Source organism: Streptomyces sp. P5F9 (genome assembly GCF_057961495.1).
The window spans coordinates 1-9482 of the sequence record NZ_JBXVPZ010000093.1; the positions used below are offsets into that span (position 1 = coordinate 1).

The following is a 9482-nucleotide window of genomic DNA, read 5'->3' on the forward strand; positions in this document are numbered from 1 at the left end:
AGCGTACGACGCAGGGAGTTGCCGAGGGTGTAGCCGAAGCCCGGCTCCAGCGGCTCGATCACGAACCGGGAGCGGAATTCGTCGACGACCTCTTCGGTCAACGAGGGGCGCTGAGCGATCAGCATGTGATGAATCCTTCAGTCATGGACACCCACTATTTGATGTCCGACTCACCGGGCGGTAGCCCGATATGTGTTGCTGCTGCAAGGGTACGGGCGGCACGCCACCGAAGTGCCATACCGCCCGAAACCCAAGACAACCGTACGCCCGACCAAAAGTCAGACGCGGCGGCGCTTCGGCGGACGGCAGCCGTTGTGCGGGGTGGGGGTGACGTCCTGGATGGAGCCGACCTCAAGGCCAGTGGCCTGGAGGGAGCGGATCGCGGTCTCGCGACCGGAGCCCGGGCCCTTCACGAAGACGTCAACCTTGCGCATGCCGTGCTCCTGCGCGCGACGGGCGGCCGACTCGGCGGCCATCTGCGCGGCGAAGGGGGTGGACTTGCGCGAGCCCTTGAAGCCGACGTGGCCGGCGGAGGCCCAGGAGATCACGTTGCCCGAGGGGTCCGTGATCGAGACGATCGTGTTGTTGAACGTGCTCTTGATGTGCGCGTGGCCGTGAGCGACGTTCTTCTTTTCCTTGCGGCGCACCTTCTTGGCAGCGCCCTGACGACCCTTGGGGGGCATCTATTACTCCTACGGGGAGGTGGTCGGTCCTACAGCGAAGACCGCTGGTGAAGCGTTGTCCGCTGCGGACTACTTCTTGCCCGGCTTCTTCTTGCCGGCGATGGCGCGACGCGGACCCTTGCGGGTACGAGCGTTCGTGCTGGTGCGCTGACCGCGAACGGGCAGACCACGACGGTGACGGAGACCCTGGTAGCAGCCGATCTCCACCTTGCGGCGGATGTCGGCCTGGATCTCGCGACGGAGGTCACCCTCGGTCTTGATGTTGGCGTCGACGTACTCACGAATCGCGACGAGCTGCTCTTCCGAGAGGTCGCGAACGCGGGTGTTGGGGTCGATGCCGGTCTCGGCCAGCGTCAGCTGGGAAAGGGTCCGACCAATGCCGAACACGTAGGTGAGGGCGACCTCCACGCGCTTTTCACGCGGGATGTCGACACCGGAAACGCGTGCCATTCAATGGCTCCTGGTGATCTTCGGAGGTCTTCCGCAGAACCGGATCCCAGCCGCCGGCCTCTTCCGTGGAAGATTTGGTACGGCGTGGGTCCCCAGCCTCCGAGCCGGGGGTGTCGGACGCCTACTACGCCCGGGTCCTGCGTATGAACATGTATTGCTCGCGTCGCGCGAATCTCTGCGAACAGCTGCAGAGGGAAGGTCGTGCGTCAGCCCTGGCGCTGCTTGTGGCGCGGGTTCTCGCAGATGACCATGACCCGACCGTGACGGCGGATCACCCTGCACTTGTCGCAGATCTTCTTGACGCTCGGCTTGACCTTCATTGGTGAGGTTCTCCGGGTCAGTTGCCTTCGGCGCCGCTTGCGCGGAACCTGGGCAAGATCTACTTGTAGCGGTAGACGATCCGGCCACGCGTCAGGTCGTACGGAGACAGCTCCACCACGACCCGGTCGTCAGGGAGGATACGGATGTAGTGCATACGCATCTTGCCGCTGATGTGTGCCAGGACCTGGTGGCCGTTCTGGAGCTCCACCTTGAACATGGCGTTCGGGAGAGACTCGACGACAGTGCCTTCGATCTCGATGGCACCTTGCTTCTTGGCCACGCTTCGCCCTTCGAATCGACTACCTTGATCGACTCTGTGCGTCCCCTTACGGGGTGCATGCGGACATGCGGCTGCACGAGAGCCGACGAGTCAGTCTACGTCAGGGCCCTCGGAAAGACGAATCGAGGAAGGATGCCCCAGAGTGGAGATCACTAAGCGCGCGGAGGGCTTTTAGGGGCGCGGGGAACTGCGCGACAAGCCCCCACCGGCGCGCAGACGAAAAACTACGCGAGCGGATCCGGCGCAGCCGTGATCCCATACTCAGCCAGCTTCGCCTTACCACCATCAGGAGCCGTAAGCACCAACGGCCCCTGATCGGTCAGAGCAACAGAGTGCTCCCAGTGCGAGGACCACGTCCCGTCCGTCGTGATGACCGTCCAGTCGTCGGAGAGCACCTCTGTCTTAGGGGTACCCAGCGACACCATCGGCTCGATCGCCAGGCAGAACCCCGGCACCAGCTTCGGCCCCTTGCCCCGCCGCTTCTCGACGTAGTTCAACAGGTGCGGGTCCATGTGCATCTCGGTACCGATGCCGTGACCGCCGTAGTCCTCGACGATCCCGTACTTGCCCCCACCCGGCTTCGGCTGCCGACGGATGTACGTCTCGATGGCACGGGAGATGTCCACGAGCCGGTTACCGAGCTTCATCGCCGCGATCCCGGCCCACATCGACCCCTCGGTCACCCGCGACAGCTCAAGGAGCTCCGGGGAGTGCCCCGAGCCCACGAACGCCGTGTACGCCGCGTCCCCGTGCCAGCCGTCGATGATCGCGCCGCAGTCGATGGAGATGATGTCGCCGTCCTTCAGCACCACCTCGTCGGAGGGGATGCCGTGGACGACGACCTCGTTCACCGAGGTGCAGATCGTCGCGGGGAAGCCGCCGTAGCCGAGGAAGTTCGGCTTCGCGTTGTGGTCGGCGAGGACCTTGCGGGCGACCTCGTCCAGATCCTTCGTGCTGGCGCCGGGCACCGCGGCCTCACGCGTGGCCGCGTGGATCGCGGCGACGACCAGCCCCGCCTCGCGCATCTTGGCGATCTGCTCGGGGGTCTTGATCTGCACCATGGGGGCCTGCGCTCTCCGTCTTCCGCGACACAAAGGAATGGCCGTAGACAAAAACGGCCGTACACAACAGTACGACCGCGGCGCCCCTGCGGGCACCGCGGCCGGTTCTGCTCGGTGACTACTTCGCGCTCTCGTCCTCGCGCTGCAGCGCGTCCAGCGCCCGCTGTGTGATCTCGTCCACCGGACCGAGCGAGGAGATCGTGACCACCAGGCCCTGGGCCTTGTAGTAGTCGATGATCGGCTCGGTCTGCGTGTGGTAGACCTCCAGGCGGGTGCGGACCGTGTCCTCGGAGTCGTCGTCGCGCTGGTACAGCTCGCCGCCGCAGGTGTCACAGACACCGTCCTGCTTCGGCGGGCTGTACGTCACGTGGAAGACGTGGCTGGAGTCCTTCCGGCAGATGCGGCGGCCGGCGATGCGCTTGACCACCTCTTCCTCGGAGACCTCCAGGTCGAGGACCGCGTCCAGCTTGATGCCCTCGGTCTTCAGCAGCTCGTCCAGCGCCTCGGCCTGCGACACATTGCGCGGGAAACCGTCCAGCAGAAAGCCGTTGACGGCGTCCGGCTGCTCCATGCGGTCCTTGGCCATCGCGATGGTGACCTCGTCCGGGACCAGGTTGCCCGCGTCCATGTAGGACTTCGCCAGTTTGCCGAGTTCCGTGGCCTGACTGATGTTGGCACGGAAGAGGTCGCCCGTGGAGATGTGCGGGATGTGCAGCGTCTTGGCGAGGCGCACAGCCTGCGTTCCCTTACCGGCACCCGGCGGCCCGACGAGGACGATTCGCATCAGCGGAGGAACCCTTCGTAATTGCGCTGCTGGAGCTGGCTCTCGATCTGCTTCACCGTCTCAAGACCGACACCCACGATGATCAGGATGCTGGTCCCGCCGAACGGGAAGTTGCCGCTTGCGTTGAAACCGACCAACGCCATCGTCGGTACGAGAGCGATCAGACCCAGATACAGCGAACCCGGCCAGGTGATCCGGTTGAGTACGTAACTCAGGTACTCAGCGGTGGGCCGGCCAGCCCGGATGCCCGGGATGAAGCCACCATACTTCTTCATGTTGTCCGCGACTTCCTCGGGGTTGAACGAGATCGCCACGTAGAAGAACGCGAAGAAAACGATCAGCAGGAAGTAGCTGACCAGGTAGATCGGGTGGTCACCCTTGGTCAGGTTGGTCTGGATCCAGGTCTTCCAGCCGGACGTACCGCCGGAGAACTGAGCGACCAGAGCCGGGATGTAGAGCAGCGACGACGCGAAGATGACCGGAATCACACCGGCCTGATTGACCTTCAGCGGGATGTAGGTCGACGTACCGCCGTAGGAACGGCGGCCGATCATGCGCTTCGCGTACTGCACCGGGATCCTGCGCTGGGCCTGCTCGACGAAGACCACGAGGCCGACCATCACCAGGCCGACGAGGATGACGGTGCCGAACTCGATCCAGCCGCCGGCCAGCGTGCCCTGCTTCTTGATGGCCCACAGAGCGGACGGGAAGGTCGCGGCGATCGAGATGAACATGAGGATCGACATGCCGTTGCCGATGCCGCGGTCGGTGATGAGCTCGCCGAGCCACATCACGACACAGGTGCCGGCGGTCATGCAGACGACCATGGTGATGGTGGTGAAGATCGACTGGTCCGGGACGATCTGATTCGCCGTCGGGCAGCCCGAGAACAGGGCGCCGCTGCGGGCGGTGGCCACCAGACCGGTGCCCTGGAGGATGGCGAGCGCCACGGTCAGATAACGCGTGTACTGCGTGATCTTCGCCGTACCGGCCTGCCCCTCCTTCTTGAGGGCTTCGAGGCGCGGGATCACGACGGTCAGCAGCTGCAGAATGATGCTCGCCGTGATGTACGGCATGATGCCGAGCGCGAAGATCGTGATCTGGAGCAGCGCGCCACCGCTGAACATGTTGACCAGACCGAACAGACCCTGGTTGCCGTTCGAGACGTCGATACAGGTCTGGACGCTCTTGTAATCGACGCCCGGGATCGGGACGTGCGTACCGACCCGGTACACCACGATGATGCCGAGCGTGAAGAGCAGCTTCTTGCGCAGGTCGGGTGTCCTGAACGCCCGGGCGAACGCGGTGAGCACGGTGCCTCCTGCGACCCCCGCGTGTGCGCGCGTGAGGTGACGACTAAGTGTGGTTGATGGCCTGTGGAACGAGATTACGGCATGCCAAGACGACGCTGGGTACCAGCCGCACAGCCTACCTACATCAACGCCCCTAGGGGATACCGATCGAACGTCCCATGAGTCACGACTGCTGAAAAAACGGCCGGGGTCGACCCTCGCGAGAGGGCCGACCCCGGCCGCTGATGCTGACGTTGGTCAGACTCGGTCCGAAATATCAGACGAGCTCGGTGACCGTACCGCCCGCGGCAGTGATCTTCTCCTTGGCGGAGCCGGAGACGGCGTCAACCGAAACCTGCAGCGCCACGGAGATCTCGCCCTGGCCGAGCACCTTGACGAGGCTGTTCTTGCGAACGGCACCCTTGGCGACGAGACCCTCTACGGTGACCTCGCCACCCTCGGGGTACAGCGCGCCCAGCTTGTCGAGGTTCACGACCTGGAACTCGGTCTTGAACGGGTTGCGGAAGCCCTTGAGCTTCGGAAGACGCATGTGGAGGGGCATCTGGCCACCCTCGAAGCGCTCCGGAACCTGGTAACGGGCCTTCGTGCCCTTGGTTCCACGACCGGCCGTCTTACCCTTCGACGCCTCACCACGACCCACACGGGTCTTGGCGGTCTTGGCGCCCGGGGCGGGACGGAGGTTGTGGATCTTGAGCGGGTTGTTCTCCGCCATGATCAGTCGACCTCCTCAACCGTCACGAGGTGGCGGACGGTGTGCACCATTCCGCGGAACTCGGGGCGGTCCTCCTTGACGACCACGGTGTTGATCCCCTTGAGACCAAGGGACCGCAGCGTGTCACGGTGGTTCTGCTTGCTGCCGATGTACGACTTCGTCTGCGTGACCTTGAGGCGAGCCATTACGCACCCGCCCCGGCACGTGCACGAAGGAGAGCCGCGGGGGCGACGTCCTCAAGGGGCAGACCGCGGCGGGCCGCGATCTCCTCGGGACGCTGCAGGCCCTTGAGGGCCGCCACGGTCGCGTGCACGATGTTGATCGCGTTGGACGAGCCGAGCGACTTCGACAGGATGTCGTGAACGCCGGCGCACTCCAGGACAGCTCGCACCGGACCACCGGCGATAACGCCGGTACCGGGGGAAGCAGGCTTGAGCAGGACGACGCCCGCGGCCTTCTCGCCCGTGATCGGGTGCGGGATGGTGCCCTGGATACGGGGGACCTTGAAGAAGTGCTTCTTGGCCTCTTCAACACCCTTGGCGATCGCGGCCGGCACCTCCTTGGCCTTGCCGTAACCGACACCGACGGTGCCGTCACCGTCGCCCACCACGACGAGCGCGGTGAAGCTGAAGCGACGACCACCCTTGACAACCTTGGCGACGCGGTTGATCGCGACTACGCGCTCAACGTACGCGGTCTTCTCGGCGGCAGCAGCGCCGCCGTCACGGCCCTTCCGGTCCCGCCGCTCGCCGCCACCGGCACCGCTTCCACGGCGCTGGGGTCCAGCCATTGGATTACCTCTCTCTTTCCGCTAGCTACGGAAGCGACTAGAACTTCAGTCCGGCTTCGCGGGCGGCATCCGCCAGGGCGGCGATGCGCCCCGCGTACTGGTTGCCGCCGCGGTCGAATACGACAGCCTCGACGCCGGCAGCCTTGGCGCGCTCGGCGACCAGGGCGCCGACCGACTTGGCCTGCGCGGACTTGTCGCTCTCGCCGCCGCGGATCGAGGTGTCCAGGGTCGACGCCGACGCCAGGGTGTGACCCTTGATGTCGTCGATGACCTGGGCCACGATGTGGCGGTTGGAGCGGGTCACGACCAGGCGCGGACGCTCAGCCGTACCGGAAATGTGCTTCCGGATGCGGATGTGACGACGCTTGATGGCAGCACGCTTGTAAGCGTCGCCCTTAGCGATCTTCGTACCGTATGCCATGGCTTACTTACCCGCCTTTCCGACCTTGCGCCGGATGACTTCGCCCTCGTACTTGACGCCCTTGGCCTTGTACGGGTCGGGCTTGCGCAGCTTGCGGATGTTGGCCGCAACCTCGCCGACCTTCTGCTTGTCGATGCCCTCGACCGAGAAGTGCGTCGGGTTCTCGACCTTGAACGAGATGCCCTCGGGCGCCTCGACCGTAATCGAGTGGCTGTAGCCGAGAGCGAACTCAAGGTTCGAACCCTTGGCCGCGACGCGGTAACCGACACCACTGATTTCGAGCTTCTTCACGTAACCCTCGGTCACGCCGGTGATCATGTTCGCCACCAGCGTGCGGGACAGGCCGTGCAGGGCCTTGTTCTGACGCTCGTCGTTGGGGCGGGTGACGCTGAGCACGCCGTCCTCACCCTTGGCGATGTCGATCGGCGCTGCGACGGTGTGGGTCAGCGAGCCCTTGGGGCCCTTGACCGAGACCGTACGGCCGTCGATGGTGACGTCCACGCCGGCGGGAACCGTGATGGGGAGCTTGCCAATACGCGACATAGCTTCTTCCGATTCCTTTCCGCTACCAGACGTAGGCGAGAACTTCTCCGCCTACGCCCTTCTTGCCGGCCTGCTTGTCGGTGAGGAGACCGTGCGACGTGGAGATGATCGCCACGCCGAGGCCACCGAGCACCTTGGGCAGGGAGGTGGACTTCGCGTAAACCCGGAGACCGGGCTTGGAGATCCGCTTGATGCCCGCGATGGAGCGCTCACGGTTCGGGCCGAACTTCAGCTCAAGGACGAGGTTCTTGCCGACCTCGGCGTCCTCGACCTTCCAGCCCGTGATGAAGCCCTCCTGCTGGAGGATCTCCGCGATGTGCGACTTGATCTTCGATGCCGGCATCGTCACAGAGTCGTGGTATGCCGAGTTCGCGTTCCGCAGACGCGTAAGCATGTCTGCGATCGGATCAGTCATGGTCATGAATTGGCCTTCGGCCTCTCTCGCCGGGGTTTCCTGGTGCGCCATCCCTCTCCCTGAACCGAGACGGGGCGGGTGCGGTGCGGTGGACCTACGGCGTAGTAAGTCGTTTGGGCGTCAGGCGCCCAACCCTCCTAGCCTAAGCCATGGAGAGGTGGGCACCTGACCGGACCCTTTACTTACCGAGAGCTTCGGGAGTCCGGAACTACCGGACTACCAGGAGCTCTTGGTCACGCCCGGCAGCTCGCCACGGTGAGCCATCTCACGAAGGCACACGCGGCACAGGCCGAACTTGCGGTACACGGAGTGCGGACGGCCGCAGCGCTGGCAGCGCGTGTAGCCACGTACTCCGAACTTGGGCTTACGAGCAGCCTTGGCAATCAGAGCCTTCTTCGCCATCTCGCTTACGCCTCCTTGAAGGGGAAGCCGAGGTGACGGAGAAGGGCACGGCCTTCGGCGTCGTTGGTCGCCGTGGTCACCACGGTGATGTCCATACCCCGGACGCGGTCGATCTTGTCCTGGTCGATCTCGTGGAACATGACCTGCTCGGTGAGACCGAAGGTGTAGTTGCCACGACCGTCGAACTGCTTGGGAGACAGACCGCGGAAGTCGCGGATGCGCGGAAGCGCGAGCGACAGGGTGCGGTCCAGGAACTCCCACATGCGGTCGCCACGGAGCGTGACGTGGGCACCGATCGGCTGACCCTCGCGCAGCTTGAACTGCGCGATGGACTTGCGGGCCTTGGTGATGGCCGGCTTCTGACCGGTGATCGTGGTCAGGTCACGGACGGCACCGTCCATGAGCTTGGAGTCACGGGCGGCGTCGCCGACACCCATGTTCACCACGATCTTGACGAGGCCGGGGATCTGCATGACGTTCTCGTAGGAGAACTCCTCACGCAGCTTGCCCGCGATCTCCTCGCGGTACTTCGTCTTGAGACGCGGAGTGGTGGTGGTAGTCATCAGATGTCCTCACCCGTCCGCTTGGCAACGCGAACCTTGTTGCCCTCGTCGTCGAAGCGGTAGCCGACACGCGTGACGACCTTGTTGCCGTCCTTCTCAACGACCAGCTGGACGTTGGAGACGTGGATCGGCGCCTCGGTCGTGACGATGCCACCGGCCTGCGAGCCCTTTGCGGTGGGGCCGGCCTTGGTGTGCTTCTTGACCCGGTTGACACCCTCGACCAGGACGCGCTCGTCGCGCGGGTAAGCGGCAATGACCTTGCCCTGCTTGCCCTTGTCCTTGCCGGTGATGACCTGAACCGTGTCACCCTTCTTGATCTTCATGCTTACAGCACCTCCGGAGCCAGCGAGATGATCTTCATGAACTTCTTCTCGCGCAGCTCGCGCCCGACCGGGCCGAAGATGCGGGTACCACGAGGGTCGCCGTCGTTCTTCAGAATGACGGCGGCGTTCTCGTCGAAGCGGATGTACGAGCCGTCCGGACGACGGCGCTCCTTCACGGTGCGAACGATGACCGCCTTGACGACGTCACCCTTCTTCACGTTGCCACCGGGGATCGCGTCCTTGACGGTGGCGACGATGACGTCACCGATGCCCGCGTAGCGGCGACCGGAGCCACCGAGCACACGGATGCAAAGGATTTCCTTCGCACCAGTGTTGTCGGCGACGCGCAGTCGCGACTCCTGCTGGATCACGTCTATCTCCTGATCGTCTGCCGGTTCCCCAAGGGCCGTTCAGTGAACGG

Annotated in this window: 17 protein-coding genes and 1 pseudogene; all 18 read right to left on the minus strand. The window is 64.5% G+C overall.

Annotation, left to right across the window (positions count from 1 at the left end):
- Positions 1-125: pseudogene (locus AC31A1_RS17535) on the minus strand (DNA-directed RNA polymerase subunit alpha); the annotation flags it as partial.
- A gap of 153 nt (positions 126-278) precedes the next feature.
- Complete coding sequence (gene rpsK / locus AC31A1_RS17540; RefSeq protein ID WP_003956432.1) at positions 279-683, minus strand: 30S ribosomal protein S11; 405 nt, start codon at positions 681-683, stop codon at positions 279-281.
- Positions 684-752: 69 nt separating this feature from the next.
- Positions 753-1133: a 30S ribosomal protein S13 gene (rpsM, locus tag AC31A1_RS17545; protein ID WP_019055531.1), complete on the minus strand. Its 381-nt coding sequence runs from the start codon at positions 1131-1133 to the stop codon at positions 753-755.
- A gap of 206 nt (positions 1134-1339) precedes the next feature.
- Positions 1340-1453 (minus strand): 50S ribosomal protein L36, encoded by a 114-nt coding sequence (gene rpmJ / locus AC31A1_RS17550; protein WP_003998809.1) that lies wholly within the window; start codon positions 1451-1453, stop codon positions 1340-1342.
- Between the two features lie 59 nt (positions 1454-1512).
- The gene (infA, locus tag AC31A1_RS17555) at positions 1513-1734 is read right to left on the minus strand and encodes a translation initiation factor IF-1 (RefSeq protein WP_003948620.1); all 222 of its coding nucleotides are present in this window, start codon (positions 1732-1734) and stop codon (positions 1513-1515) included.
- A 224-nt stretch (positions 1735-1958) separates the two neighbouring features.
- On the minus strand, positions 1959-2795 hold the full coding sequence (gene map, locus AC31A1_RS17560) for a type I methionyl aminopeptidase (RefSeq protein WP_489654213.1): 837 nt from the start codon (positions 2793-2795) through the stop codon (positions 1959-1961).
- Positions 2796-2913: 118 nt separating this feature from the next.
- A complete protein-coding gene (locus AC31A1_RS17565; RefSeq protein WP_489654214.1) occupies positions 2914-3579 on the minus strand; it encodes an adenylate kinase in 666 nt (221 codons plus the stop codon).
- Positions 3579-4892 carry a preprotein translocase subunit SecY gene (gene secY / locus AC31A1_RS17570; RefSeq protein ID WP_033280022.1) on the minus strand — a complete coding sequence of 438 codons (1314 nt, stop codon included), beginning with the start codon at positions 4890-4892 and terminating at the stop codon, positions 3579-3581. Before secY ends, AC31A1_RS17565 begins: the two co-directional genes overlap by 1 nt.
- Before the next feature lie 256 nt (positions 4893-5148).
- Positions 5149-5604: a 50S ribosomal protein L15 gene (gene rplO / locus AC31A1_RS17575; protein WP_019055527.1), complete on the minus strand. Its 456-nt coding sequence runs from the start codon at positions 5602-5604 to the stop codon at positions 5149-5151.
- A gap of 2 nt (positions 5605-5606) precedes the next feature.
- Positions 5607-5789, minus strand: coding sequence for a 50S ribosomal protein L30 (rpmD, locus tag AC31A1_RS17580; protein WP_006376032.1), 183 nt, complete (start codon positions 5787-5789; stop codon positions 5607-5609).
- Entirely contained in the window at positions 5789-6394 is a 606-nt protein-coding gene (rpsE, locus tag AC31A1_RS17585; RefSeq protein WP_006376045.1) for a 30S ribosomal protein S5, read from the minus strand. The genes rpmD and rpsE overlap by 1 nt, the downstream gene beginning before the upstream one ends.
- Before the next feature lie 37 nt (positions 6395-6431).
- Complete coding sequence (gene rplR, locus AC31A1_RS17590) at positions 6432-6815, minus strand: 50S ribosomal protein L18 (protein WP_019055526.1); 384 nt, start codon at positions 6813-6815, stop codon at positions 6432-6434.
- 3 nt (positions 6816-6818) lie between these two features.
- A complete protein-coding gene (rplF, locus tag AC31A1_RS17595) occupies positions 6819-7358 on the minus strand; it encodes a 50S ribosomal protein L6 (RefSeq protein WP_033280021.1) in 540 nt (179 codons plus the stop codon).
- Between the two features lie 22 nt (positions 7359-7380).
- Entirely contained in the window at positions 7381-7779 is a 399-nt protein-coding gene (gene rpsH / locus AC31A1_RS17600) for a 30S ribosomal protein S8 (RefSeq protein ID WP_013001411.1), read from the minus strand.
- Positions 7780-7989: 210 nt separating this feature from the next.
- The gene (locus tag AC31A1_RS17605) at positions 7990-8175 is read right to left on the minus strand and encodes a type Z 30S ribosomal protein S14 (protein ID WP_003948630.1); all 186 of its coding nucleotides are present in this window, start codon (positions 8173-8175) and stop codon (positions 7990-7992) included.
- A gap of 5 nt (positions 8176-8180) precedes the next feature.
- Entirely contained in the window at positions 8181-8738 is a 558-nt protein-coding gene (gene rplE, locus AC31A1_RS17610; RefSeq protein WP_019072280.1) for a 50S ribosomal protein L5, read from the minus strand.
- The gene (rplX, locus tag AC31A1_RS17615; protein ID WP_019072281.1) at positions 8738-9061 is read right to left on the minus strand and encodes a 50S ribosomal protein L24; all 324 of its coding nucleotides are present in this window, start codon (positions 9059-9061) and stop codon (positions 8738-8740) included. Before rplX ends, rplE begins: the two co-directional genes overlap by 1 nt.
- A 2-nt stretch (positions 9062-9063) precedes the next feature.
- A complete protein-coding gene (rplN, locus tag AC31A1_RS17620) occupies positions 9064-9432 on the minus strand; it encodes a 50S ribosomal protein L14 (protein WP_003998823.1) in 369 nt (122 codons plus the stop codon).
- Between the last annotated feature and the right edge of the window lie 50 nt (positions 9433-9482).

Excerpts from the sequence above, each read along its gene's own strand:
- rpmJ (WP_003998809.1), bottom strand. The coding sequence starts at position 1,453 with ATGAAGGTCAAGCCGAGCGTCAAGAAGATCTGCGACAAGTGCAGGGTG.
- rplF (WP_033280021.1), bottom strand. The coding sequence starts at position 7,358 with ATGTCGCGTATTGGCAAGCTCCCCATCACGGTTCCCGCCGGCGTGGAC.
- rplR (WP_019055526.1), bottom strand. The coding sequence starts at position 6,815 with ATGGCATACGGTACGAAGATCGCTAAGGGCGACGCTTACAAGCGTGCT.
- rpsH (WP_013001411.1), bottom strand. The coding sequence starts at position 7,779 with ATGACCATGACTGATCCGATCGCAGACATGCTTACGCGTCTGCGGAAC.
- AC31A1_RS17565 (WP_489654214.1), bottom strand. The coding sequence starts at position 3,579 with ATGCGAATCGTCCTCGTCGGGCCGCCGGGTGCCGGTAAGGGAACGCAG.
- rpsM (WP_019055531.1), bottom strand. The coding sequence starts at position 1,133 with ATGGCACGCGTTTCCGGTGTCGACATCCCGCGTGAAAAGCGCGTGGAG.
- AC31A1_RS17605 (WP_003948630.1), bottom strand. The coding sequence starts at position 8,175 with ATGGCGAAGAAGGCTCTGATTGCCAAGGCTGCTCGTAAGCCCAAGTTC.
- rpsE (WP_006376045.1), bottom strand. The coding sequence starts at position 6,394 with ATGGCTGGACCCCAGCGCCGTGGAAGCGGTGCCGGTGGCGGCGAGCGG.
- rplE (WP_019072280.1), bottom strand. The coding sequence starts at position 8,738 with ATGACTACCACCACCACTCCGCGTCTCAAGACGAAGTACCGCGAGGAG.
- rplO (WP_019055527.1), bottom strand. The coding sequence starts at position 5,604 with ATGGCGGAGAACAACCCGCTCAAGATCCACAACCTCCGTCCCGCCCCG.
- rpsK (WP_003956432.1), bottom strand. The coding sequence starts at position 683 with ATGCCCCCCAAGGGTCGTCAGGGCGCTGCCAAGAAGGTGCGCCGCAAG.
- map (WP_489654213.1), bottom strand. The coding sequence starts at position 2,795 with ATGGTGCAGATCAAGACCCCCGAGCAGATCGCCAAGATGCGCGAGGCG.
- rpmD (WP_006376032.1), bottom strand. The coding sequence starts at position 5,789 with ATGGCTCGCCTCAAGGTCACGCAGACGAAGTCGTACATCGGCAGCAAG.
- rplX (WP_019072281.1), bottom strand. The coding sequence starts at position 9,061 with ATGAAGATCAAGAAGGGTGACACGGTTCAGGTCATCACCGGCAAGGAC.